Source organism: Brevibacterium limosum, from assembly GCF_011617705.1.
In the GTDB taxonomy this organism is placed as follows: domain Bacteria; phylum Actinomycetota; class Actinomycetes; order Actinomycetales; family Brevibacteriaceae; genus Brevibacterium; species Brevibacterium limosum.
In genome coordinates, this window is record NZ_CP050154.1 from 2,950,884 (window position 1) to 2,974,466 (window position 23,583).

The 23,583-nt window shown below is 61.4% G+C and carries 26 protein-coding genes, 2 tRNA genes and 1 pseudogene; 2 read left to right on the forward strand and 27 right to left on the reverse strand.

Going from position 1 to position 23,583, the window contains the following annotated elements:
* Window positions 1-46: 46 nt before the first annotated feature.
* The 24 genes and pseudogenes from GUY37_RS13350 to GUY37_RS13460 all read right to left on the reverse strand — a co-directional run bounded on the left by GUY37_RS13350 (window position 47) and on the right by GUY37_RS13460 (window position 20,644).
* The gene (locus GUY37_RS13350) at window positions 47-859 is read right to left on the reverse strand and encodes a hypothetical protein (protein ID WP_166826456.1); all 813 of its coding nucleotides are present in this window, start codon (window positions 857-859) and stop codon (window positions 47-49) included.
* The gene (locus GUY37_RS13355; protein WP_166826458.1) at window positions 856-2,238 is read right to left on the reverse strand and encodes a hypothetical protein; all 1,383 of its coding nucleotides are present in this window, start codon (window positions 2,236-2,238) and stop codon (window positions 856-858) included. Before GUY37_RS13355 ends, GUY37_RS13350 begins: the two co-directional genes overlap by 4 nt.
* 212 nt (window positions 2,239-2,450) lie before the next feature.
* Window positions 2,451-2,906, reverse strand: a complete 456-nt coding sequence (locus GUY37_RS13360; protein WP_166826460.1) for a thermonuclease family protein — start codon at window positions 2,904-2,906, stop codon at window positions 2,451-2,453.
* 20 nt (window positions 2,907-2,926) lie between these two features.
* Complete coding sequence (locus tag GUY37_RS13365; protein WP_166826463.1) at window positions 2,927-3,613, reverse strand: hypothetical protein; 687 nt, start codon at window positions 3,611-3,613, stop codon at window positions 2,927-2,929.
* Window positions 3,614-3,628: 15 nt separating this feature from the next.
* A complete protein-coding gene (locus GUY37_RS13370; protein WP_166826465.1) occupies window positions 3,629-4,183 on the reverse strand; it encodes a single-stranded DNA-binding protein in 555 nt (184 codons plus the stop codon).
* 103 nt (window positions 4,184-4,286) lie between these two features.
* Window positions 4,287-5,213: a hypothetical protein gene (locus tag GUY37_RS13375; RefSeq protein ID WP_166826467.1), complete on the reverse strand. Its 927-nt coding sequence runs from the start codon at window positions 5,211-5,213 to the stop codon at window positions 4,287-4,289.
* The gene (locus GUY37_RS13380; RefSeq protein ID WP_166826470.1) at window positions 5,206-5,532 is read right to left on the reverse strand and encodes a hypothetical protein; all 327 of its coding nucleotides are present in this window, start codon (window positions 5,530-5,532) and stop codon (window positions 5,206-5,208) included. The genes GUY37_RS13375 and GUY37_RS13380 overlap by 8 nt, the downstream gene beginning before the upstream one ends.
* 392 nt (window positions 5,533-5,924) lie before the next feature.
* Entirely contained in the window at window positions 5,925-7,754 is a 1,830-nt protein-coding gene (locus tag GUY37_RS13385) for a type IV secretory system conjugative DNA transfer family protein (RefSeq protein ID WP_166826472.1), read from the reverse strand.
* Window positions 7,755-7,924: 170 nt separating this feature from the next.
* Window positions 7,925-9,103, reverse strand: a complete 1,179-nt coding sequence (locus tag GUY37_RS13390; RefSeq protein ID WP_208094681.1) for a conjugal transfer protein TraC — start codon at window positions 9,101-9,103, stop codon at window positions 7,925-7,927.
* A 384-nt stretch (window positions 9,104-9,487) separates the two neighbouring features.
* On the reverse strand, window positions 9,488-11,128 hold the full coding sequence (locus tag GUY37_RS13395; RefSeq protein ID WP_166826475.1) for a PrgI family protein: 1,641 nt from the start codon (window positions 11,126-11,128) through the stop codon (window positions 9,488-9,490).
* Window positions 11,129-11,131: 3 nt separating this feature from the next.
* Window positions 11,132-12,280 (reverse strand): type IV secretion system protein, encoded by a 1,149-nt coding sequence (locus GUY37_RS13400; RefSeq protein WP_166826478.1) that lies wholly within the window; start codon window positions 12,278-12,280, stop codon window positions 11,132-11,134.
* Between the two features lie 33 nt (window positions 12,281-12,313).
* Window positions 12,314-12,625 carry a DUF6112 family protein gene (locus GUY37_RS13405; RefSeq protein ID WP_166826480.1) on the reverse strand — a complete coding sequence of 104 codons (312 nt, stop codon included), beginning with the start codon at window positions 12,623-12,625 and terminating at the stop codon, window positions 12,314-12,316.
* 67 nt (window positions 12,626-12,692) lie between these two features.
* Window positions 12,693-13,454, reverse strand: a complete 762-nt coding sequence (locus GUY37_RS13410) for a hypothetical protein (protein WP_166826483.1) — start codon at window positions 13,452-13,454, stop codon at window positions 12,693-12,695.
* A gap of 113 nt (window positions 13,455-13,567) precedes the next feature.
* Window positions 13,568-14,005, reverse strand: coding sequence for a hypothetical protein (locus GUY37_RS13415; protein ID WP_166826485.1), 438 nt, complete (start codon window positions 14,003-14,005; stop codon window positions 13,568-13,570).
* Window positions 13,983-14,585 carry a hypothetical protein gene (locus tag GUY37_RS13420; RefSeq protein WP_166826488.1) on the reverse strand — a complete coding sequence of 201 codons (603 nt, stop codon included), beginning with the start codon at window positions 14,583-14,585 and terminating at the stop codon, window positions 13,983-13,985. The genes GUY37_RS13415 and GUY37_RS13420 overlap by 23 nt, the downstream gene beginning before the upstream one ends.
* On the reverse strand, window positions 14,576-14,923 hold the full coding sequence (locus tag GUY37_RS13425; protein WP_166826491.1) for a hypothetical protein: 348 nt from the start codon (window positions 14,921-14,923) through the stop codon (window positions 14,576-14,578). The genes GUY37_RS13420 and GUY37_RS13425 overlap by 10 nt, the downstream gene beginning before the upstream one ends.
* A 5-nt stretch (window positions 14,924-14,928) precedes the next feature.
* A complete protein-coding gene (locus tag GUY37_RS13430; RefSeq protein ID WP_166826494.1) occupies window positions 14,929-15,798 on the reverse strand; it encodes a hypothetical protein in 870 nt (289 codons plus the stop codon).
* Between the two features lie 25 nt (window positions 15,799-15,823).
* Complete coding sequence (locus tag GUY37_RS19255) at window positions 15,824-16,552, reverse strand: hypothetical protein (RefSeq protein WP_228278184.1); 729 nt, start codon at window positions 16,550-16,552, stop codon at window positions 15,824-15,826.
* A 408-nt stretch (window positions 16,553-16,960) separates the two neighbouring features.
* Window positions 16,961-17,176: pseudogene (locus GUY37_RS19525) on the reverse strand (helix-turn-helix domain-containing protein); the annotation flags it as partial.
* A gap of 50 nt (window positions 17,177-17,226) precedes the next feature.
* Window positions 17,227-17,604, reverse strand: coding sequence for a hypothetical protein (locus GUY37_RS13440; RefSeq protein WP_166826500.1), 378 nt, complete (start codon window positions 17,602-17,604; stop codon window positions 17,227-17,229).
* 40 nt (window positions 17,605-17,644) lie between these two features.
* Window positions 17,645-18,757: a DUF2637 domain-containing protein gene (locus tag GUY37_RS13445; protein ID WP_228278185.1), complete on the reverse strand. Its 1,113-nt coding sequence runs from the start codon at window positions 18,755-18,757 to the stop codon at window positions 17,645-17,647.
* Complete coding sequence (locus tag GUY37_RS13450; RefSeq protein ID WP_166826503.1) at window positions 18,754-19,005, reverse strand: hypothetical protein; 252 nt, start codon at window positions 19,003-19,005, stop codon at window positions 18,754-18,756. Before GUY37_RS13450 ends, GUY37_RS13445 begins: the two co-directional genes overlap by 4 nt.
* A 539-nt stretch (window positions 19,006-19,544) precedes the next feature.
* A complete protein-coding gene (locus GUY37_RS13455; RefSeq protein WP_166826506.1) occupies window positions 19,545-20,384 on the reverse strand; it encodes a hypothetical protein in 840 nt (279 codons plus the stop codon).
* 8 nt (window positions 20,385-20,392) lie between these two features.
* On the reverse strand, window positions 20,393-20,644 hold the full coding sequence (locus GUY37_RS13460) for a helix-turn-helix domain-containing protein (RefSeq protein ID WP_166820682.1): 252 nt from the start codon (window positions 20,642-20,644) through the stop codon (window positions 20,393-20,395).
* Between the two features lie 111 nt (window positions 20,645-20,755).
* Between GUY37_RS13460 and GUY37_RS19530 the strand changes: the two genes are divergently transcribed.
* Entirely contained in the window at window positions 20,756-21,091 is a 336-nt protein-coding gene (locus tag GUY37_RS19530; protein WP_166829782.1) for a helix-turn-helix domain-containing protein, read from the forward strand.
* Here the strand turns inward: GUY37_RS19530 and GUY37_RS13470 are convergent.
* The 3 genes from GUY37_RS13470 to GUY37_RS13480 form a co-directional block, all read right to left on the reverse strand.
* A tRNA-Met gene (locus GUY37_RS13470) sits at window positions 21,051-21,124 on the reverse strand. The genes GUY37_RS19530 and GUY37_RS13470 overlap by 41 nt on opposite strands.
* Window positions 21,125-21,151: 27 nt before the next feature.
* A tRNA-Thr gene (locus GUY37_RS13475) sits at window positions 21,152-21,224 on the reverse strand.
* 134 nt (window positions 21,225-21,358) lie between these two features.
* Window positions 21,359-22,159 (reverse strand): glycerophosphodiester phosphodiesterase, encoded by an 801-nt coding sequence (locus GUY37_RS13480; protein WP_152348466.1) that lies wholly within the window; start codon window positions 22,157-22,159, stop codon window positions 21,359-21,361.
* Between the two features lie 229 nt (window positions 22,160-22,388).
* Here GUY37_RS13480 and GUY37_RS13485 point away from each other — a divergent pair, with 229 nt between their 5' ends.
* A complete protein-coding gene (locus GUY37_RS13485; RefSeq protein ID WP_166826508.1) occupies window positions 22,389-23,561 on the forward strand; it encodes a hypothetical protein in 1,173 nt (390 codons plus the stop codon).
* Window positions 23,562-23,583 lie beyond the last annotated feature (22 nt).

Here is a 23,583-nt window from a genome sequence, read left to right on the forward strand (position 1 = left end):
TAGTCAAGGGTGTGGAGGATGGATGCTGCAGGGTCTCGTCGCCTGGTCAGTCCAGGCTTGGAGTGTCCGGTGACCGGCTGCCACCGGTCACATCCGGAACGGGTCCGGTCATGTCCCGCCCGACCTTGGCCGGTGACCGGTCACGTCCGAGGGAACGGTCCCATTCCCGTGTCCGGGTCACACCGGTGGACCGGTCAACGGTCATCAGGCGAGCGGCTTCGCGCCCTGCCGGGGAGTCCGGATCGGTCGACAGTGCTTGGCTTTGTTCGAACTTCGTCTTCGCGATCCGATTGAGTGTGTCCTCGGACGCGACTGCGCGGATGGCCTCGGTGACCGGTCGTGACCGGTCATAGCCGGCCGTCCATGTTCCCAATCCCAGTGATCGTGCCTGATCCTGCTGGTTGTGGTTAGTCCAGAAGTGGTCACACGCCACCTCGACTTCTGACATTGATGCTCCGGGGGACCATGTGTGCAATGCGGATTCTTTGCTCGCCCGGACGGTCATCTGGATCCGGTCATCACGAAGCAGCTTCGCGTTCTCGGTCTCGGTCAGTTCCGCGGTCAATGACCGGTCAGCGACTGCCCACTCCTGACCGCCGGTGACCGGGTCCGCAGCCGCCGTGAGCACATCTCGATAGTTTTCCAATGACCGGGCAGCGTCCACAGAGGCATCACGGACCGCCGCGGCAGCCAGGTCCGCGGATTCCGCCTGCTCTTTCATCAACTGTGTCAGCTGTTGAATGTACTCAGCCTCGCCCAATCGCTGGTCCCGGACGTCGTTGGCCATCATCACGGCCACACGGCTTCGAGTTGCCATGGCCTCGACCAGCTGACGGGCCCTCGACAGGTCCTCCTTCATCGCTGAATTCCTGCACTGTCGGTGCTCGGCCGTGGCGTACCGGCAACAAAGGTCCCGGTGGGATCGGGGAAGTCTCCTGCCGGAGTGATGCCGACCGCTCGTTGTTGCAGCCGAATTCCCTCCGCCTTACTGCCAGCGCGTCCGCCGAGGCCCGGCATCGGGGGAACACCCGTCTTCTCCTGTGCCTGGGAATCTTCCGGTGCTGCCTGAGTTGACCAGGCGCGGGAGATCTCCCGTTGTTCGGGACTCATCTGTGTGTACGCCTCCATCCGCAATGCGGCACCGGACTCGACACCTTGGTTGCGGTGCCCGTCACGAGCTGCGTGGCGATGCTGTTCAAAGGCGATCGCCACCTGGGGTGCTCGTTCTTGGTTGAGCGCGGTCAATCCGCCCAGGGAGCGCATGTAGTCTCGGATCGCTGTCACGTTCGATGCCTCCGGAGACGTCTTCGTGCCAGTTCCAAAGTCCGGTCGCAAGTCGCTCAACGTCTCCAGACTCGCCGCCCGCGTCCAACGACCTGGCCGCGACTCATTCATGATCGACCCAGTCTGATACGGCATCGTGGCACGCAATCCGGCCGCCGCGCTGTGCAGACTCGGTGCCCGCAGCTCGACTGCCGCATCGATCGCCTTCGCATACGCGCCCAGCTCGGAGGCCCGCCCCTCACAGATTCGTGACCGGTCCCGGCTGACCTGACGACCATTGACGTCCGCGTCTTTGTCGAACAGGTCAGCTGCACGCCAGTACGAATCACGAGCCATCGTCGTCAGTTGGCGAACAGGACCACTCAGTGCCGACCGCCATTGCTCATCAGCGTCTCGCCACTGTCGGGAATCGGACAGACACGCTCGTGCTGTCTTCTGTTCGTGATCAACGTGATATCCTATCGCGACGACGCCGATGTTCGCGATCTCGACCTCGCGTCGAGCTCGCTCGTCGAACGCCGTCGCCGCAGCCCGAAACTCAGCCGCCCCAGTCTCAGCCCACCACGACCGCGCCTGCGCGGGAATCTCATCGTGGTCCGTCGACGACATTCTCGCGTGGGCCAGTGTCTCCTCCGCAGCGAACACCAAGGCCTCATCCTCGGCCGCGGTGGCGGTCCCGGTCAGATGGACACTCATGTCCTCAACGAGGTTGTCCACCTTCACCGCGTCCAGGTGTCCGCGCGCTGCGATGATCGCGTTAGTACCGAACACACCCCGGACGGCAGGGCGTTCTCCCGCACCCAGGTCCTGCTCGATTGCCGCGAATAAGCGGGCGCGTTGCAGGCGTTTCTCCGCATGGGAATCGTCGTAGATCGAGACTCCCATCGTCAACGCCACCGCTGGCGGGAGTGTCGTGAAGCGGTTATAGAGCTCGTGGATTCCTGGCATGATCATTCCACCTCCTGGTCCTCGGTCACGGTTGGCGGCTCGACACATTCGTGGCCGTCAGTGACCAACGGCGTCTGTCTCGTCTGTTCGTGATCCATGTCTGTCTCCTCATCCGACTGTTCTTCTTACGTCGAGTACGAGTCATCTGTGTCACGGTGCGTGCTGACAAACATTCGCGGCCCGAGACCACTGGTCTCGGGCCGCTGGAGGGATCCGGTCTATTGACATGCCGGAGCTGGTGCCTGAGCCGCTGCCGTCACATAGTCGCTGAAGCGAGTGATTCCCGGCTCGGCCCGGTACACGTCGGCCAGGCCCTTCTCAAGCAGTTCGCGGCCGAGGTCACGACCGTCAGTCTCAACGTAGGCCAGGGTGCGGCCATACCGGTCAGTGTCACCGGCAGCGGAGTCGGTCACGATAGATGCTTCCCCTCCCTCAAGGACGCCCGACGTGGTTTGCTTGGCTTCCCGGGCGCACGGTTCATCGTCCGCCCCGTCTCGTCCGATTTCTGGTGTATCGATTCCCAGCACACGAATCCGCTCGTCATCGGTCGTCACGAACGTGTCGCCGTCGATGACCCTCTCGACAACCACGGTTCGACCCGCTCCCTCCGTCGATATCAGCCCGCATCCGCCAAGAACGCTGGACACGGCAAACATGCCTGCCAACGCTGCCACGCTTCTGCACATCTGCCTGCTCAATTCAGCTCCGGTCCGCTCATGGGCGGCGGCGAAGGCTGAGTGAACGCTTCCAGGGGCCAGTCATCTCGCCGAAGACGAGCAGACGTCACCGGGTCTGACTCGGCCAGGCTTGGAAGCCTTTGATTGGCATCACGCCAGTCGGCGACGTCAGCTTCAAGGCCGTCAAGACGGTGAATTCCTCGTCCATCGGCAGCAAACCACGAATGCGTTGCCGGTGGCATGCACGACACCGTCGCTTCAATACTCGCCCGCTGGTCCGATCTCCACTGCGGCGTGTCCTGCAGGTCATCGAAACGGTCGGTGCGCACACACTCAGCAGTCGTGGTCGATAGGGCCGCCAGCCAGGGGCGCGACTCATCAATGTCTTCCAGCGCTGCCGCAAATGCGCGACACTGGTTTCCCCGCGCCTCCAGTTCTTTCGCTGCATCACCGCGGTTCGTCGCCGTTGCAGCAGCATATTTCGTCGCAGCATGTGTGAACGCCGTGGCTTCGTTATTCAATTGGCGGATCAGTTCGGTTTGAATCTCGTCACGGTGTTTGGTCGGGGACGACGTCAGTTCTGCACGCGCCGTTCCGAGTGCGACAACGACACGGCGTCGCCCAGTCTGGACCAGCGCATCCGCTCCCGCCTCCCAGTCCCAACCATCACTCTCCCCGTCCGGTCTCCGATCGGTCGTCACCATCGTCCACTCCCCCTATCAGCGCTGGAGCCCAGTCTCGGGCATCTGCGGCGGTGGTGGTGGAACAGAATACTGCTGCATCGATGAGACGTCGTTGCCCCACGTGGGGGCCTGAGCCCCGACGCCCTGCTGGTTGGGATTCTGGCCCCACTGTGTGTGGTCGGGTCCCGCTGGTTCCGGGCCGCTGTCGAGGACGTGCTCGCGACCGGGTGCCGTCATGCCGCGGCGCGCTGGCTCATACTGCAAGCTCGCGGCCACATCGGTAGCCCACATGCTGTGTCCGACCTGGGCTGTACCGTACCGATCGGTGTACGGCTTTGCCGTCACCTTCCCCTCGACCTTCACTCGCTGCCCCTTCTCCACCGAAGCCAGCACATGTTTGGCCAAGTGTTCCCGTTCGATCGCGACGTCATAAAACGTCGCCTTGGCGTCCTTCCACTCTTGAGTGTCCGGGTCGAGGAACCTTTTGTTCTCTGCCACGGTGAATGCCACGATCTGTCGCCCATCATTGAGCGTCTTCACCTCGGGATCACCGGTCGTGTTCCCGCTGATTGTCTTCTTCTCGCCTGCCATGACTACTCCTCATCCAATCGGTGGCCGCGGCGACCGCGACCGTTGTCATATGAGTTCGTTCAAAGGGCTATTGCGGCACTGTGACAAACATTCGCAGGCTCGATCACTGCCCCGTCTCCTCGGCTTCACTGGTTTCCTCGTCCACCGTGTCCATGTTCTGCCACGGTCCGTCCTCGCTCGAGGCTGTCTCCCACACGATCATCGCGTCCGCTGGCACCTGGTGGAGTGTCACGCGCAGTCGAGTATCATCACCGCCTGATACTCCATCCCCCGTCAGCGTCGCACCAGTGTCGGAATGTGCCTCTCGTGGGCACCCCGCACCACCCACGTTCGAGGTTGCGGCGATGACACCATCACCGTCGACGACGCGAGCTCGCACGAGCACCACCCCGTCCTCGTCTGTTGGACGCGGCACCGTCCGGGTCTCACGTCGGGTGAAGATGGTGGCATCCCACAGGGCGGAGTCATACTCACGCTCCATGCGCTCTTCTTCTGTATGCGGGGTTTCGCCACACCCAAGCTCAGTCGAAATCGCTCGGCACCGTTCGATCATCGCCCGCGCCTGAGGAATCCACATCCACATCGGGTTCACAGTCGGGTCGCCTTCGGCCCAGGCTTTCCATTCCATATTCATCGCCGCGTGCAGTTCGGTGACCAACTCTGTGTGGCGGAACCAACACGCTGGGATCACCGTGGCCGGGACCCGGAAATCATTGATGAACCAGTCCGTCCACCTCCGCAGGTCGACCCACGCCTCCTGCTGCATCTCGGCCGGAATGTCTCGCCACCGCATCCCTAACCATGCTGGTGCGCTCGGACCGGCCAGTGCCGCATCCAGACCCGCATCCAGATACGATGGTGCCGCCGGTCGTGAGGCCACCATCTGTTGCGGGTCAGTCAGACGCGCAATCGCCGCGTCCAGATCATCATCGTCCCCGCTACTGTCGTCACTTTGTTCCTCGGCCGTGACCCGAGCCAGAATCTCTTCCAACGACTCATTCTCGCCCTCGGGAGTCTCGTCGTCACTCATGGCCACTGTCTCCTCTCTTGTGGTACCGGCGATTCTTCGCAGCCACGGCATCGGCTAAGCGTTTGACCATCACCGAAATCACCCGCGCTGCCCGCCCCGGTGCCCCATCGTCGACCATGAGTTCGTGAGCCGTCCGATGGCACAGATCAGCACACAACCAATACCCTGTACCGCCGTCTCGGCTCTGAGCGCATTCATGGCGGTCGTCGATGTCGTGACGCATCCCATGCCATTCGACCTCAGCGAATCGTCCACACACCTGACACACCATCACCGGTGGCACATCGTCAACCATCACGGCCTCCTTCGACTCGCTCACTTGTCTCCCGCTCCTTGCTGTCTGATTAACGACGCCACGATCACAATCGTGGCGCGGCGGCGATCCCACCCATAGAATTCCCGTCGCCGGTCCATCCGCCGGTGCACTGCCCGGTGATGCGACCGACACAACGGCATCAAGTCCTCATCCAATTCCGCCGCCCTCCACGTCTCGCCGGGGTTCTCGATCACCCCGTCGTAGGACACATGATGCAGATCCAAACTCTTCGTGTCCTCCAACCGCAGACCACACACTTGGCAGGCCGGTTCCACGCCTTCAGCCCGCCGGTCGCGAAACCAGCGACGGCGACGCCAATGCCACGCCTGCGATCGCAGGTACCCGGACTGATACGACGATGAACCAGTCCGAGTCAGGCTCCACCGAGACATGGTTCAATACCACGTCACGGTCGGCCGTGACGAGCCCTCCACCTCGGAGTCATCGCCGTGCCCGTTCGGCTCAGCCGTGCCCGCCGGGTCGGCCTCGGCCACCGTGTCCGGGGCAGCCTGAGGTTCCGCCGGTGCCTGTTCTTCCGGGGCTGCTGTGGCCGCGGTCGGTCCATACAGTGTGGCTTCCCACCGCTCATCAGCATCGTCGTCGAGCAGTGATTGTGCGTACAGCTTCTTCATCTCCGCGATCGGTCCCGCGTTGACTGACTTGTAGTACGGCGACAGGCGCATGAAGATCGGCCGCTTATTGCGCATCAGGATGATCGTGTACCCGAACGGCAACCGCCGCAGCTCGTCGACCTCAAGCACATTCATCTCCTGCACCTGATCAGACACACTCGTGCCATCTTTCTGCCGTGACGTTGACGAGCGCATCACTTTCCGCCGACCCGCCAGGGTCGAAAACACTTGCAAGTCATCAGTGTTCGATGCCCCACCGAGGAGGATCTTGATCGTTGCCGCGTCGAACAGGGCCGATGCTGCCTGTTCACCCCACGAGTTGCGCACCTGCGCCATGGACTGGAACACTGCCAACACAGTGATGCCGGTACCTCCACCGTCGGCCATGAGCGGCACGAGTCCATCCCAGGCTCGGGTGATGTTCGCGATCTCGTCGAGGACCAGAGCCATCGGCGGATCGAGTCGGTTGCCTTCCCGCTTGGCGGCAATCTCACGGGCCCGTTCGGTAATGGCATCCATCATCGCCACCAGGAACGGGCCTGCACTCGACCCGCCGGTGCGGGTACCGATGATGTAGAGCGTGCCGGATTGAGCAATGAACTCATCAATATCGAACGCCTCACCACGCGTGCGTGGATTCATCACGTCCCGCACCGAATCAACCGACAGCCCGGAGACCGCATTCTCGACGCCGAACCATTTGTTCTGACGCATCTTCGGGTCCGAATCGATGACCGACTCCAACGCCGCAGCCCATCCACGCGCCGCCCGCCCGGCTCTCTCGTATTCCCGCAGCACTTTCACCGCGTCCCTGGCCTTCGCCGGAGACGTGCCCCACAGCATGAGAGTGTCAACGCTTTCGCCTACGAGTGCACATGCGTGCAACAGTGCCTGCATGATCGTCACCGCTGGCGACCGCCATTCCGCGTTCGACGAATCCTCGGACAATCCCGCCGACGAGATCAGAGACGTGGCCCGCTGATTCGCCGTCTGTGGCGAGTCACACCCTGTGATCGGCGACCATTTCAACGTTGTGGGTTTACCCGTCAACCCTTGCGGATCGAACAGAGTCACTGGCCCCCGCTTGGCACGCAGACCCGCCGTCATCGCGTAGTTATCTGCCCTCGATGAGGTGGTGATGACTGGCCCTGGCGCGTCAATGATCGCATTAGCCAAAACGTTGACACCTTTACCCGACCGCGGAGGACCGATGAGCACCAGGGAATCTTCCATGCTTGCCCAGCATTCGACACCTTCGGCCACTCCGAGGCGAATATTGCCCAGCTGCGGGCTCAGCTGCTTCTTCGGCAGGGTGGGCCGAATCTTCGCCGTCATCTGCCGAGCCTGCTTAGCCCCCATGATGGTTTTGACTTCCTGGCGTTTGGCGATCCCGTTGCGTCGTTGGATCGACTTCACAAAGTACCGATCCGACTGCAGATAGTTCCTATAGGCAATGATGCCCATGATGGTCCCGGTGATGATCACAGCCGCCACAACCGCCCAGGCGATGAGCACGGCCGACGACGAGGCCGCACACCCGTTCGGAGTCGTCCCGAACACTGCCGGGTCACCGGCGGCGATGAACGAGAACACGTCGAAGATCCCATTCGGACGTGCCCAGGCCCCACACGCTGCCCGGTTGACCAGCATCGCCGTGCCGGTCAGCACCCCGAGTACGACAAAGAGCCCGACCACACAGTAGAGAATGACATCACCGCGTCCGGTCGGATGTGCCGTGTTCTCTCGTTCCTGGAAGAGTCCCATCATGCTGCCCAATCTGTGATCAGGTGCCCATGTTCGTCTTCGATCATGCTGACATCGTCGACCGACTTCGTTGTCCGCAGCTTCTGGTCAGTGTCGAACAGCTCCGCCTCCGGAGTGGTGCGAGTATTGCGAACTCGGAAGGTCTTCTGCCCGATCCGCCACAGCCCGGTCCCTTTCTGCAGCACCGGCAGCTGGGCGCGTTCTTTGTCGTTGAGTTCCAGCTGCGATGTCGTCGCCCGCAACGCGGCCGGGTCCTGTCGATAAATGACTTTGATATCCGCATCAGCCAGCAACGACTGGGCCATGGCTGCCATCTGTGACCCCGAATCACCGGCCATGTTCAAATCCGTGACCTTGTGCATAATGAGGATGTTGAAAATGCCGTAATCGCGGGCGAGTTTCCAATTTTCAACCATCCGCTGCAAGTCGGCCCGGTTCGTCACCGAGTCCCACCCTTCCTCGTAGACAACGACTCTCTGCCCAGCATCCGGGTTGGTCACCATCGCTTCGATCCACGTACCACAGCAGGCGCTGGCCACTCGCCGTGCTTTCTGAGTCGATGACCGCATCGAGGAAGTATCAATCGACACGGCCGGCAGAGACGGATCAAATGTCACCGTTGACTCTCCATCGAACATTCCGCCCAGGTCACCAGAGTGCAAACGGCGAATCGTCTTCGCCAAACTTCTCGATGCCCGCGCCAACTCCTCATCCGTGATCGTGTCATCGCGGCCCTCGGTCAGCGCCCAACTGATATCGACAACCGTCGGTGTCCGCTGCTCACTCTCGGCACGGGTCGTGGCTCGGTCGATCGCATCATCGAGGGCCGTGTGCTCATCCGAGGTCAGCTCTTCTTGACCCGTGAGGATCTTGATGACGGTCTCCATGATCGACATTCGACGGGTACGCACCATTTGGCTCCACCCCTCATCGGTGAGCTGGTTGCCCATCGAATCCACCGACGGGCGTACCCCCTCCTCGAGCGGATTCAGCCGCGTCGGCAGGCCCGTGCCGATTTGAATGACGACTCCCCCAAGCTGCTGGACGACCTCCGTCCACTCACCTTTGAGATCCGAGGCCACAGCCAGCTTCTTCCCGAACTGCACCAGCCGTGTGCACCAGCATTTCGCCAGCGTCGACTTACCCGTGCCAACCGTCCCGAACAGCAGCATCGACATGCCAGAGATGAGATTCGCCCGGTACAACTCCCACGGGTCTACACAGAACGTTCCCCCTCCATCGAGATTCGTACCCACAGGAGGACCGAACGCTCCCAGATCAGGACCAGAGATAAATGGATACGCCGTCGCCGCCGTATGTCCGGCAACATTGACCCCCGGATCACGCATCATCACCGTCCCGACACCAGCACGGCCACGACGCTCACCCCCCCGACGGATACGCCCGCCGCGGGAACCCCGCCTCAGCATCGGCTTTCGGAGACGCCTCGCGTCTGAGTATCTCCGCTTTCCGCGCCAAATGCCGCAGCTCACGTTTCTGAGCTCGCCGTGCCTTTCGGTCTCCCCCGATGACACCGAACACACTCGACTGGTTCTTCCGCATCACAGTTTCAACCTTCCCAACGGAGTCGCAGCCGCAACGAACGCCGAGTCCTGCTGACCAAACAAGGGCCGCAACTCACAATTCGCCCGTGCTACCCGATTCCGCAGCTGCGACAGCTGTGCTTCGAGTTCGGGCTCGCTCATTGCCGACACCGTCACATACACGGCCATCGACAACGCCGCATGACCCGACGTCATCTCCATTTCCTCCTGCTCGAGGTCCTCACGCTGCCGGTCATTCTTCAACGTGTTCATCTTCCCGACCTTCTCCCGCACCGTGTCATTGGTCAGCCACGTCGACCGGTCGCGTTCGTTCTTCTTCAACGCCTTCCGCACATTCCTCGGCTTCATATACATACTCACCGTGTGCCGGAAGTCACCCGCGAACACAATGTCGGCCAGGAAACCCAGCTTGGCCTGCTGCCGCGGGAACTCTGAGATCTTCAGCGTCTGGTGAACTGCCCCATCGGACTCGAACGTCCCGAGGTTCGTTTTCGTGTACATCGGCCCGGCCGCACCCACTGCCACGCCCGCCTCGCCTCTGGCAGTGACCTCCACCGACGACGCAGGATCGAACGCCGTTCGGATCAGCGCTGCCGCCGATGTCGGAGTATGCCACCGTGCGACTTCAGTCCCAGACTCCGGCAGTGCCTCCGCCACCGTGTCCATCACCGACAGGGCAACTTCCATGAAGCCCCGGATCCCACGCCCAGCCCCTTGGATGCGTTTGGTCAGTTGATCCCGATTGAGCACAACGCTCAACCACCGTGTATGCACCGGCCGCCCCTCGACGGAGGCAAGCATCTCAACCAGGCCCTGGTGCAGCCACGGGTTGAGCTCCTGACCAGCGTTGCGCAGGTGTTCGTCAGTGACGGGATCAACCCGGTAGTCAGATTCGTTGACCCGCGATTCGTAGTAGTCCAACACTGCCTGACCCGACACCATGGTCGTCTGGTCCGACATCTGCACCCAGGCCACTCCCTCAATGCCACTGAGAGTCGCTTCAATCTCCGCCCACACCCGCAACCGGTCTTCCTGACCTTCAAATTCCTCGAGTTCGAACGCCTTATGAGTGTCGATCTCGGCGATGATGATGGCCTGCTTCGCCACCGGGTCATAGATGAACGCAGCCCCACCAGGCAGTTGGTACATCACCAGTTCGGCGAACTCACCCGGCAACACCAGACGCGTGGCCTTCGGCACCGTGATCCGGCCCTTCTTGTCCCGTCCTGTGTCATCGGAGCGTTTGACGGGTCCGTCGACGACGTCCAAATGCGGGGCCGTGGCCCATCCTGTCTCAGTGTGTTCCAAAGCCACGCCGCTGGTAGGGGGGACGAACTCGTTCTGGCCTCTCCTGCGCCGACCGACCATGAATCGGACTACACTCGCCCATTCCAGTAGTGACTTTCCCTGGATCCGCGGCACTCCGATCGCCAGAGTCACCGCGAGTACCCCGCCTGCGGGCAAGAGATTGACGGGGAAGGCTGAGTTGAACAGGAACACGACGATCAACGCCACGGCCAGTCCGGCCCCGATGAAGATGATCTGTCCCATGCCAAGGCCGAAGGCCACGCCGGTGCCCTGTTCCCTTCCGAACCGCGCCCCGTCCCATTCGCTGGTCTGCACTGTTTGCTGACTCATGGTTTACCGTCCTCGTTTCGCACCGGCGAGATTCTTGACTCCGACACCGAACATTCTCTTTCCACCTCTCCAAGTGGCTCCGCCGATCTTCTGCCCGCCGCGCATTGCCCGACGTGTACCGCCCCCGACGCCGCCGCCGATCATGCGACCGGCCGAACTTTCCAGAGAGTGCGACGAGTCTGGAGTCATGAACGAGACGATGCTCAGCATCAGGATCGGCATCGCTGCTGAAATGACGACCAAGCAGATCCCGGCCGCCATCTGCACAAAATCAGACGACATCGACATCATCGTCACCCCCATCTTGATCACCGCCGCCGCGACCGGTTTAGCCATTAAGAGAGCCACGACCATGCCTCCCCACTTCGACGCGATTCCTTTCGCTGCGTCCGTGCCCAGGGAGAACACGGCCACAGGTGTGAACATGGCCATGAGCAACGTCACGACCGTGCGGAAGAGCATCATGAGCATCAACACCAGGCACGCCAAGAGCATGATGATCGCGACGATGAAGGGCCCGACGATCATTCCCGGCTGACCGCTCTGGCCCATGGCCCAGATCTCGCTGTTGGCGTCGACTGCGATCCCACCGGCACCATCGTTCTTATCCGGGTTCACCCACAGACCAAACAGCCGCAAGAGCGCGCCGATGCCCACATCATCCCCGGTCGTTCCGTCTTCACCGATCTCGAGGATCCACATCGTCAATTGGTCGGTGCCGCGCAGGCCCAGGAAGATCAGACCCGCACACACATACGTCAATGGGATTGCCAGGACCGAAGTGGCGAAGGCGCGCAGCATGCCAGCCGTCGATGCGCGAAACAGTGATAGCCCGATCTGGAAGGCCACGAAGATGATCAGGATCGGGATCATCGCCACGACCATGACGTTGAGCATGCCCGGATACGTCACCGTGTACTGCTGCACACCATCCTGATAAACACTGATCGTGCCTCCCATCACGGAGACCCACCAGTCCTGTCCTCCCCCACCATTGGTGAACGCGCCGACTTCGAACGATCCTTTGAGGAATTCCCAGCTGCTGACAGCGAACGCTTCAATGGATCCCTCAAAAACGGCTTGAATGGATTCGCCCCACTCGGCGAAGGTCTCCGGGAGGTTCCCGAAGTCTTCCCACCAGTTATCTGCCATCGCGTTCGCAACCTTTCTCTGGGGTCGGTCGGATCAGAAGAGTTCGAATCCGCCGAACCACGCCACAGCCGCCGTCGCCGAGCCAGCGATCACTGCGGCAGCGACCGCCACGAGCATGGTCATGGCTCCGCCGTCCTGGGCCTTCGACATGCTGCCGAACTTGCCCACGATCCAGATGATCAAGCCGACGAAGATTCCCAGGACCGCGATGACCAGGACTGTGCCGCCGACGTATCCGACGAGGTCACGCAGCGCGGTCATCCACGGTGCTCCCATGTCGATATCGACTCCGGGATCGACGCCCTTCTTCGCCACCAGGTCGAGGGATGTGAGGGGAGTATTCATAACAAGGGTGTCCTTTCAAATGGTCGTTGTACCCGATCTGGGACAACGAAGTGGCCAGTAGCAGTGGTTAGGAATCGGAGGGGACAGGGATGGAGAACCAGCGGTACCCGTACTCAGCCTTCGTGTAGTTCGGTTTACCTTTGTCGCCGGTGGCTTTCGTATAGGTCTCGTAGAACACGACCTCGATCTTGGCTCCGGGAGCTGCATGATGGTTCGTGTTGTCGCAGGGCCCCTTGAGGCCGTCTGGTTGCCAGGAGATCGCCGAGTACTTCGGTTCGTGCTTTTCCTTGTAGTCGTACCAATTCTTCTTCCAGTCATCGGCAGACGGAATATCACCGGTACGGGCTCCCCAAGTCAGCGTCTTGGTCTTGACCTCATCGGCGTCCCAATCCCGGGCACCAATGCTCTTGATCACCGAATACATCTCATGTGCCTCTTCATCGGTCGGCATGTACACCGGCGGATCCGCGAAGGCATCACCTGGGTCCGTGGCTTTGCGATGGTCTTCGGCTTTGATTCCGACTCTGTTCTGGCATTTCGACGCTGGTGCTTCGGTATCGACCCGGATGTCGCGTTTGCCTGCACCATCAGGCAATAAAGCCATCGTCCACTCCTCTTTGGATGCCCAGGTGATGCCTGGCACCAACGATCCGAGAAGCATTGCGGCGATGACGCACAGGCCCAAAGTGACCTTGCCTTTCATCGCCCATTCGGACATATTGAACGACTTACCTGTAATCCAGGCCCAGAGTCCGACGAAGATTCCTGCGACGACGAGCACGAGCACGGTGCCCAACATCCACCCGGCGATTGTGTTCAGGTCAGTCACCGGTGGGGTGATGTTTCCGAGGGATACAAACATGAGTGCGTCTCCGATGAGGGGTGGCCAAGTACGCCACCATTACTGCCCTGTCGTGTGCGGTGTTTGTCACCTCGCACTGTTCAGGACACGGTGGGCTCTCCCCCCGTCGGTGCCGGTGACGTCGGTGCTGTGATGGGGTCGACCGGGAAGTCTGTCTTCCGTCGTTCCGCGTCCAAATCCTCTGTCAGTTTCACCAGGCGCGTGCCGACTTGTTCAATCGCTGAATCACTGACAGCTCTCGTTACTCGCGTACGCATCTCGTCCGGCTGGTCACAGCCTGCCTGCACCAGGAATTGCAGGTCTCTCGTCTGGTCCCGATCGAACAGATCGCGATGCACAACCGGATTGGTTTCGAGGGTCTCTAACACGGTGACAAAATCTCTGTGCCGATCGTTGAGCTGCGTGCCGAATTCTCGTATCAGCCGCGGGTCTTTCATCTGCGCGTCGAAGTCGGTCAGTCCTTCTCGAACGAAGGCGATGAGGGCTATCCGCTCATCACCGGTGATCACGGTGGCCACGATCGTTCCTTTCGACAAATTGCTGCAATGTCAGCGCCGTGCCGGTCTGCGCCGACCCGGTAGCTGCGTCGTGGCCGAGGTTGGCCCGCAGTTCCAGTTCAGCAAGGCCGAGCGTCATCCGAGCCTGCTCAAGCTGGTCTTTCAATGCGACAGCCTTGGCTCGTGCTGGCCCGGTCGAGGGGGTGGCTGCGTTGGCGTGGGCCTTTTCCAGACGGGTGACTTCTGCCCCGACCGGGGCCAGAGTCACGAGGACGGGCATCGGCCACGTCCACCATTCTTCGGGCACCGTCCATACTCGCCGAGTCCCGAAGTGGTCGCGCCAAATCTCGCCAATCTCGAGTCCCACTACCGTGGCACCCAGCGTCCACAATGCCCACTGCATCGGGGCTGGTACCGAGGTGATCGCTGCAATGGCAATGAGCACGCCCACCGCTGTCACTGCCCAGAACATCGTCAACCGGTGGCGGGCCACCCATGTTGTCTCGACCAAGGCCACCTGTCGCAGCACTTGTGCTCCACGCTTGCCGACGGGACCATCCTCGATGGTCACCGTCCACCGTTGATTCCCGATCATGGCCATAGTGCCCATGCAAGGACGCACCAGCCGGCCAACACCAGCACAGCCGCCATGCCCATCAGCACCCGCCCTCGGCGCCCTTGGAACACCTCGGGCACACCCGGGTGCTGCGTATCGTCGTCATCCGGTGGAGCTACGAACCGCGTGTAGTGCTCCCACCGTGCCCGAACCGCGCGTCGGCCACGGTCGCGCATAAACCGGTAACCGCCGAAGGGGCCCCGATAGGACTGCTGTCGGTCCAACTGTTCGGCCACCCGGTCAGCGATTCGGGCTTCGAGCTCGGCTTCTTTCTCCCCGGTGTCCATCGACAGCCCGGTCTCTGGATCTCTTTCGTCTGTCATGTCACTCATCGTCCTTTCGTTGTCTCGCTGGTGAGTACTCCTGCCGCGACTTGCAGCAGTGATCGTGCTGTGGCCATGTATTGTCTGGCCGTGTTCCGCTCAAACCCGGTCACCGTCATGACGTGATCGACGGGAACATCCTTGATTGCCCCTGGATACGCCAGCAGCGCCTTCGCTGTGTCTCGCGCAGAAGCTCCGGCTGACCCATTCGGGGGAAGACATGCCAACAGGTCCCTGGCCCGGACGCCTCGCCCACGCACCTGGTCACGCAGCTCCATACCGGTGCGGATGACTTGGCAATGCAGGTCAAAGGCCCTCCGGCAGTCTCGCACTCGACCCGGACTGAGCCCGAACGCCTTCGCCGCCATCGCGATATCGTCATCGAAGCGCATGTGAGTGAGCACCCCCACGATGAACGACTGTGTTTCCATCACCGAGGCCGCTGCCGCCAGCACCGGCCGCAACACCGACATCAGCTCCAGATGCTCGGCCACCTGTTCGGCAATGTCTGGGCCGGTCCCTCCGCTCTGATTGGTCGCTGCGGCTTCGAGGACCTGCTCGGGAGTTGCCCACCCCGACGACGATGCAACCATCACCACGTCTCCATTGGCCGGACCGTTCTCCTTCGCGATGATGTCCGACACTCGGTGACGAGCGATGCCGGTCACCCAGGCCTCGAGCAGACCCTTCGACGGATCAAATGTTGATCTCCTCGCCCAGGCGGATTCCAACACCGCACCTTCAGCATCCGGTACCCACCGCGACAGGCCAACCCTGCCCAGCCGCGGCTTGATCGTATGCTGGCTCACGGTCCTGACTGCCGCCAGCAACTCTGTGCCCGTGAAGGACGCATTCGAATCGGTCAGCTCTTCCATGACTGCATCACTATCCCTTCCCCGGTCATCCGGCCCGACGGCGACCGTGACCGCTGTCCCGGTCGCCCTCGGTCACCTCGACCTCATCGGCGGCTGCTGTCCGGTCAGATGACCGGACACCACTCGGTCGTGACCGGTCAGTCGTGACCGGTGTCCGGTCACCGTGTGTCCGGACACTGTCAGCGGTCGTGTCCGGGCTCTCGGTGACCGTGACCGCTGGTTCAGCATCGACGAGGGCACGGATCTCCGCGGTCATCTGCTCATAGATCTCCCAATCGAGAACGCTCGGCCACGCATGGTGGATCCGGCACTCTGGGCAGTTGACCCGCAGATACCCTGACGCAGCGTGGCCCGGCAGTGGACACTTCGCCTTCTGGCCTCGCCCGTGACCACCCGTGGCCGGACCCTGGCCAGGCTCTTCCACACGGTCATCGGCAACGAATTCCTCGGCCATCGCCTGCGCCCATTCGAGCCCGGACTGGCCACGCAACGCGGTGCGCACGAACGAGGCTGGGGAATGGACTGCCCGGGCTGACCGGTCACAGATGGCCTCGACGAGCCAGATCAGCCGGTCACGATCCGGGGTGACTCCCCATCCGGTCACGGTCGCCGCGACACGATCCAGGTTGACCGTCCCCGTCGCGTTGCCCGGTCGATACATCCCGAACCGGACCTGACTCCTGGCACCGCCGGTCTCATCGTGTGAAGCCCTCGCCGTCTTCGTCGTCGTCTCACCGGTTCCATCCTGTGACACGTCCTGGTCACAGTCGCTGGAACCAGACGACGACGATGACGGTTCATTGACGGTTAGAGACGCGCCCGCGTTAGTCTCCGCGCGCGGGACCCGACTCTGTGTCGGGTGGTACCCGACTCTCTGTCGGGTAAGGCCACCCTTACTCGCCGACCCGACTGTGTGTCGTGTCTTGAATTCTCGGGCCTCGGAGGGCCTACCCGACTGTGTGTCGTGGCTTGAGTTTTCAAGACCCGACTCTGTGTCGTGTCTTGAAAACTCAAGGGACGACTTTGTGTCGTGGCTTGACATGTCAGGGACAGCTTCAGTCCTCACGATCGGTGCCATCACCGTCTCGGGGTGGAACCGATACGTGTTCCCCGACTTCGCGCCAGACTTCTTGTACCGCGGTTCCATGCTCACCAGCCCCAGATCGCGGAACCGGCGCAGCGCTCGTTGCACCGTGCGCTCGTTGAACCCCGACTCCTGGGCCAGCGTGTTCTGTAGCGGGAACGCCGACCACAGTCCCGACTCGTCATCGAATGAGGCGTTGTCGGCCAGCAGCATGAGCACGAACCGTTCGGGCCCCGACAGCTCGAATCGGTCGAACACCTGTCGTCTGGCCCACGTGATCATCTCGACAGCCATCGTTCACCACCTCCTCTCGTTCGTTGTCCACCTCAATGTGAGTGCCGTGTTCACCGGGGCCTCCGCTCGGGGAAGTGCTGGTTGAGCGTGAATGGTGTGGCCACGACTTCGCCGTCGACTCTGGAATGCCACGCCACGGCTTGGCCCGCCCGCAGGATCTCGAGGTGTGCTTTGACCTCTTCCAGGCCCAGCCCAGTGGAGGCAACAAGATCGTCGAGGGAACAGTCGCTTTCCCAGTGCTCGTTGATACCGGACGTAAGGCACCACACCAGCAGCAGCTGTTCTGTGCTGAACGCGCCCGAGCAGGCCACGACTCGCGCCCAGTCCCTGGCCGCGTTGCCGACAGAATCGACTGTGTCGATCGCCGCGAGCAGGTCCAGTTGACCTTCGACTTCCTCAACGGGGTCTTCGATTGGTTTCTCCGTCATGCCCACTCCTCGATCTCGCGCACTGTGGATGTCCGTGTACTTACTCATTGGTCTCTGCCTGGAAGAGCTCAGGTCGGGCCTCACGCAGCTCGGCCAGCCTCCGACGGCCGGTCTTATCGCTGAACCCAAACTTCGCGGCCAGATCGGCCCCCGAGGTCTCCACCCCCTGGGCGGAACGGTCGCTGATGAACTCGATGATCGCTTCGCGACCGGCCACCGCTCGCATACGCCGAGGGGCCGTCTCCGATTTCGTCTCTGGCTCAGTCGTGGCGTCAGTCGGTTCCGTATCAGCCGAGGGCAGAGCAAACAGTTGTCCCGATTCGGCCGCGCTTGCGGCCCGAGCAGTCAGCCCTGCACGCTGGGCCCTGACGACCTCGAGCTCTGTCACGTGCTGCTCACGCGCCAGCTCGGCCTGCTGACGGGCTTGCTCGCGTTCGGCTTCGACTTCGAGCTGTCGACGTTCCCGCTCGGCCTGCTCGGCCAACCACGTTGCCTGAGCCTCGAGCTCGTGACGGCGTGAGATGGGGTCTTCAACGGCCACGCGGGAGAGCTGCTCCGTCGCGGCGAACACGGCCATGGGAACCATTCCGGCGATCACCGCACCGATGATGCCCTGCCAGGCTGTCTGTGCTTGCCCGTAGGCCAGAGCATGTGCGGCGTTGGCAATCACCGACAGGCTGGTGAAGGTGCCCAGCAGCAACCAGGACGGCCATGTCCGCTCACCTCGGGTTTTATGGATGAGTACAGATCCTGCGTATACGAGGATTGCGGTGTCGATGAATGCCGGAATTGCCCAATGCATCCATGACGGCAGACCCAGCCAGGCACCAACTTCCATCAGGGTGACGAACGACACCGCGAACGCGACGAGGCCCGCGAATGCAACGCCGACCGTGATGACTCGTACGAATCTCGGATCATCCGGGTTGATTCGAGAGTTCGACTTTCCCGGCGCTTTCTCTGCATGGGGTGGTGGACTCGTAGGCATAGCGGCCTCCGAACGTGTATTCTCAGCGGTGCTAGTGTTGTAGAAATTAAGCTCTTCCATGGCGCTAGCTGGGGCCGTACCTTCGGGTGCGGTCCCTTTGACGTCTTCGGGATCATGAGTTTGCGAATCCGCGGTGTCAGGAGCGTTGGTGGGGGTTTCCTTCATTGGTTCCTCCATTCGTCATCGAGCCAGTCCTGGGCCCGGTTCTGTGCATCGACGCTTTCTGTTTCGGCGTCGGCAATGGTCAGTTGCGCCAACTCGAGGCGGATATCTTCTTCCACCCAGGACTGTTCGTGAGCAATCAACTCGAGTTGATCTGTCAGTTCAGTCAGCTTCGCGTTCACACTGGCCTCGACAGGAGTTCCAGCCGCCCGGTCGGCGTGGGCGCGACCATCGGCGATCTCAGTTGCCAACGAGAGTGCGTGTAGGTGTGCCCGAGCCCATCCGCAAATGGGTGGGATCAGTTCGGGTTGGCGTTTTGTTGACTTCGCCCATTCGGTCGGGACGATATCGACGGTCCCGGACCATCCAACTGGCGGCCGAGATTGGCGGGCGTCGCCGAGGCTGGGGACCACGAAGGACTTACTGGTCCCGAATTGGCGGTCCCTACGAACACCACTCGTGAGCAGTTGCACGCCTACCGCCGCCGCGGGGACCAGGACTATGAAGAACCCGACGTTGGCAGCTAACGACAAAATCGTGCCGACCACGAACGCCACAGCACCGGTGACGACACTTCGCAGTGGTACGTCACCGACGACTGGAAGCTCGCACTGGCGGACTTCTGGCGCGACAGGGGTGAATCGTCGGTACGTCACTGTGGAACTACCAACGACGGCTAGCCGGTCACCCACACCGATTGGATCGATAAAGACAGCTGCGTCAGCACCATTGGTATCGACGATGAAGCGGGGTCCGCTGCCGAATCGCGCGAGGAACGAATGCGGCCGAATCATGACTGGTCGCCCGCGATGATTTGCAGGTTGCGGATCGTTTTACCGATTGAGCCAGTCGTGTCGGCATCGGTGATTGTCCCAACGAAGGTGCTGGCACGCTGCGTAGCGATTGCGGTGAGCAAGTCAGACAGAACCGCTGCAGTGTCCGCGACGTCTCGCCCGAGGTCTTGGATTTCATCAGCGTCGAGGGATTCCAGGTCACCCATTCCTCCGGCGAACGCAGTCTCGAGCAGCTTCGACTTCTTCTTGACCATCGTCAGTGGTGACGAGGCACCGAAGTGGAGATCATGGATTGCGCGGATCACGTGTTCACGCCCCAGTGTGTTCCCCGTTGGGCTGAGGTTCACGGTTGCCGGTTCGAGCCCGAGATCAGCTACCGACCGGTCAACGAGGTCGTCCTCGTCGAGGACCTCGGCATCAATAATGTCCTCATCAGAGGAACGTGGTGCCGGATGCGGTGTGTTTGAGGAATAGCGCTTTCCGTCAAGGCCCACGACTTCTGCAGGGGACTGCCCACTTGCGTCATTTGACGCACCTGCTGCAATTCGCCGTCGCACTGTGGGCTCGCTGATTTCAGTCGCTGACGCTATGCCACGAGTACTCATACCGGCGGCACGGAGCTCTGCAACGATCTGCTCTTCGAGTTCCTTGGGTGGGCGGAGGCTTACGTTCTGAAACTCAATGTCCAGGTACTCTTGCCACGATTCATAGCCGAGTGGGATCCAGATACGCCCCTTCCACGCTGAGGAAATTTTTACTTGGAGCGCACCATAATCAGCTTTCAGCTCATCCGTAAGCTCGCGTGCTTCAACTTTCGAGAACAGGCTTGCCAGCACCGTGCTATTCACTGGGCACCCGCCAGCGGCGAAGTGATTTCATCGGCATCGTCGAATCCCTCGACAAGCCGTGAGAAGGGGACTCCAAGCCACCGTGCGAGCTGTATGAGCTCATCGACTTTGAAGCTCCCGCGCCCGTGAAGCTTCGCTGAAAAGCTGCCCTTACTCAGTCCCAACGCTTCTGCGGCATCTTTCTGGTGGAAGCTGCGGCGGCCAAGTTCCGCACCAATATTTGCTCTCAATAGCTCTAGGTAAGTCATAGCGACAGACTATTTGGCTCACACAAACACTTCAAGCATCACGTTTGCGTGGCGCACACTGAAAGTCATTTTTCGTTGCTCGCGTCTGCCTCACACGGTAAAGTGTTTGTCATGACCATCACCGAACACAGCACAAACATCGAAACGGGAACCGCCTTCAACCTGAGGGTTTCAAACGAGATTCGCAGCTGGCTTGGCAGGCGACAGATCACTCAGAAGCGGCTAGCGCAGATGCTCGACCTGAGCGCCACTAGCTTGTCATTCCGGATGAAGGGTAAGACTCCTTGGAGTATTGGTGAGCTGGCCGAAGTCTCCTCGTGGCTTGGAATTTCGCTCGCGCAATTGCTCGGTGAGGAGCTCGTGAATGAGAAAAACCCCCATCCAATGGATGAAGGTTCCTCCGAAGTAGCGGGAGGGAGTCTCGATCTCCCGACCTCACGATTATGAGTCGTGCGCTCTAACCAGCTGAGCTACCCCGCCCCAGCGCCGCATTCCAGGCGGCACGAGAGCCCCGAAAGGGAATCGAACCCTTGACCTTCTCCTTACCATGGAGATGCTCTGCCGACTGAGCTATCGGGGCAACAGGTAAGAATTTACACGGGTTCGCATTCCCAGGGCAAATTGGGACAAAGTGACCTCACTCACAGACGATTGAGTCCGCACCGAGGCTCGCAGAAGTCCTCGCTGCCTCAGCGTCACGACCAGTGGGGATTCCTATTTCACGGGGTCGAATCGACCCGCGAGGAATCCCTGCAGACGACCGGGGTGGTTCGTGATGATCCCGTCGACCTCGGCCCCGAGGAGCTCCCGCCATTCGTTCATCCCATCCACGGTCCAAACGAAGACACCGAGGTCGTTGTCCATGATCTCGGTGACCACCGATCTGCGCATGGAAAACCCCTTGTAGGAAGGATTGATCGCCACCGCTCCGAGCTCACGAGCGATCTCGATATCTTCGGGCTTGGGAACCATGCGCAACAGGAAGCGAGCCACCATCGGCAGCATGTCTCGACAGGTCTCAAGCGTCTCTATATTGAACGACTGGACGATCATCCGGTCGGCGATTCCGGTCTCCACAACCAACTCAGAGATCCTCGCCACCGCGCCCGATGACCACTCCCCCTTGAGCTCGAGCAGAAGCTCGCCGCCTCGGTGCTGGATGTCGCGCATCACGGCCGACAGGGTGGGGATCCGCACTCCGTGGAATCCCGGACCCATCCAAGAGCCCGCGTCGACGAACGACAGCTCTTCGGCGGTGAGGCTGGCGACGGGGCCTTTGCGATTGGTGGTCCGGTCCAGATCCGGGTCGTGGAGGATCACGGGCACACCATCGGCGCTGGTCGAGGTGTCGACCTCGATGAAGTCGACTCCGAGCGCGCGAGCCGCGTCGACCGCGGCCAGACTGTTCTCGGGCACGACTGCCGAATACCCTCGATGCGCGATCACCAGTGGTCGACTCCCGGGGCCGGGGCGCTCATGGATGCCTCGTTCGTTCAGGAACTGCAGAAAGCTCATGAGTTCACCCTATGCCCTGACCGCTCAAAGTCGCATGACGGCCACCGCCACCGAGGCGACCGTACCGTCGCTGCGCCATCGCACCCACGCTCCCGCCTCGGCGCAGGTGACCGTTTCACCTCCACCTGAGCAATTCCCAGATGATGGGAAGTCAACTCGATTTCGACACAGACCGGGTCTCAGCGGATATCTTGTGAGGTACCTCACTTCCTATTTACGAAGGTTCACCATGGAAGCTATCTACGCTGCCGCGATCGTCCTCGCCTTCATCGCTCTCGGCGAGTTGGTCTCAATCTGGTCGAAAGCCCGAGTTCCCAGTCTTCTGGTCGCGATGCTCGGCATCTTCGTCTTCGCCAAGTTGGGCGTGGTCCCGGAGACGGTCATCGACGACTCCCTGCTGCTTCAGGCCTACTCGTTCCTCGTGGCACCTCTGCTCTTCCACATGGGCTCGCTGATCCCGCTGCGCGTGATGCTCAAACAATGGCGTTCTGTGATCATCGCCGTCTCAGGCATGCTCGTGGCCGTACTGCTCATTCTGGCGATCGTCGCTCCGCTCTTCGGCTTCGAAACCTTCGTAGCAGGGTCCGGCCCGTTGGCCGGCGGCATCGTCGCCACCAGCCTGACGACAGAAGGGCTCACAGCCACCGGCGCCGCCTCGTCGATCGTCGTGCTTCCTGCCCTGGTCCTCATGCTTCAGTCGCTGCCGTCGATGCCGCTGACGAACTACCTCCTGCGTCGCTATGCCACGAAGCTGCGCGACAGCGGAGAGCTGCACGAACTCGCTCGTGCCCATCACGAGGAGGAAGAGGCGGCCGCGCAGAAGAAGAAGCTCGTCACGCTGCCGGGATTCCTCGTCGACAATCAGCTGTTCATGCTCTTCCTCATCCTCGTCGGCGGATCGCTCGCGACGCTGCTGGCCGTCCCGACCCACATTCCCTCATCCATCCTCGCCCTGATCCTCGGCATCCTGGCCACTGCGATCGGCCTCTCCCCCGACAAGGCCATGGAACGGTCGAATTCGTTCGGCATCGCCATGGCCGGTGTCATCGCCATCGTCATGGCACCGCTCGTCACCGCATCCGTCCAAGACGTCATCAACGCCTTCGTCCCCACGATCACCATTCTCGTCGTCGGCGGCTCGGGCATCGTCATCGGCGGATTCGTCGCCACGAAGCTCCTGCGCTGGAAGTCCGGGCTCGGTATGTCGGTCGCCCTCACCGCCATGTACGGCTTCCCTGCCGACTACCTCCTGACGAACGAGGTCGCGCGATCGATCGCCCGTAATGACGATGAGAAGGAAGCACTGCTCAATGTGATGCTTCCGCCCATGCTCGTCGGCGGGTTCACCTCGGTCAGCGCCGGTTCCGTCGTCATCGCCAGTGTGCTTGTCAGTCTGCTCTGACGATCTCTCACCGCTCTGAAGC

Excerpts from the sequence above, each read along its gene's own strand:
- GUY37_RS19530 (WP_166829782.1), top strand. The coding sequence starts at position 20,756 with ATGACCATCACCGAACACAGCACAAACATCGAAACGGGAACCGCCTTC.
- GUY37_RS13365 (WP_166826463.1), bottom strand. The coding sequence starts at position 3,613 with ATGGTGACGACCGATCGGAGACCGGACGGGGAGAGTGATGGTTGGGAC.
- GUY37_RS13370 (WP_166826465.1), bottom strand. The coding sequence starts at position 4,183 with ATGGCAGGCGAGAAGAAGACAATCAGCGGGAACACGACCGGTGATCCC.
- GUY37_RS13425 (WP_166826491.1), bottom strand. The coding sequence starts at position 14,923 with ATGACAGACGAAAGAGATCCAGAGACCGGGCTGTCGATGGACACCGGG.
- GUY37_RS13395 (WP_166826475.1), bottom strand. The coding sequence starts at position 11,128 with ATGAGTCAGCAAACAGTGCAGACCAGCGAATGGGACGGGGCGCGGTTC.
- GUY37_RS13400 (WP_166826478.1), bottom strand. The coding sequence starts at position 12,280 with ATGGCAGATAACTGGTGGGAAGACTTCGGGAACCTCCCGGAGACCTTC.
- GUY37_RS13375 (WP_166826467.1), bottom strand. The coding sequence starts at position 5,213 with ATGAGTGACGACGAGACTCCCGAGGGCGAGAATGAGTCGTTGGAAGAG.
- GUY37_RS13440 (WP_166826500.1), bottom strand. The coding sequence starts at position 17,604 with ATGACGGAGAAACCAATCGAAGACCCCGTTGAGGAAGTCGAAGGTCAA.
- GUY37_RS13430 (WP_166826494.1), bottom strand. The coding sequence starts at position 15,798 with ATGGAAGAGCTGACCGATTCGAATGCGTCCTTCACGGGCACAGAGTTG.
- GUY37_RS13480 (WP_152348466.1), bottom strand. The coding sequence starts at position 22,159 with ATGAGCTTTCTGCAGTTCCTGAACGAACGAGGCATCCATGAGCGCCCC.
- GUY37_RS13460 (WP_166820682.1), bottom strand. The coding sequence starts at position 20,644 with ATGACTTACCTAGAGCTATTGAGAGCAAATATTGGTGCGGAACTTGGC.
- GUY37_RS13405 (WP_166826480.1), bottom strand. The coding sequence starts at position 12,625 with ATGAATACTCCCCTCACATCCCTCGACCTGGTGGCGAAGAAGGGCGTC.
- GUY37_RS13445 (WP_228278185.1), bottom strand. The coding sequence starts at position 18,757 with ATGAAGGAAACCCCCACCAACGCTCCTGACACCGCGGATTCGCAAACT.
- GUY37_RS13485 (WP_166826508.1), top strand. The coding sequence starts at position 22,389 with ATGGAAGCTATCTACGCTGCCGCGATCGTCCTCGCCTTCATCGCTCTC.
- GUY37_RS13350 (WP_166826456.1), bottom strand. The coding sequence starts at position 859 with ATGAAGGAGGACCTGTCGAGGGCCCGTCAGCTGGTCGAGGCCATGGCA.
- GUY37_RS13420 (WP_166826488.1), bottom strand. The coding sequence starts at position 14,585 with ATGGCCATGATCGGGAATCAACGGTGGACGGTGACCATCGAGGATGGT.
- GUY37_RS13390 (WP_208094681.1), bottom strand. The coding sequence starts at position 9,103 with ATGTCGATGCTGCTGTTCGGGACGGTTGGCACGGGTAAGTCGACGCTG.
- GUY37_RS13355 (WP_166826458.1), bottom strand. The coding sequence starts at position 2,238 with ATGATCATGCCAGGAATCCACGAGCTCTATAACCGCTTCACGACACTC.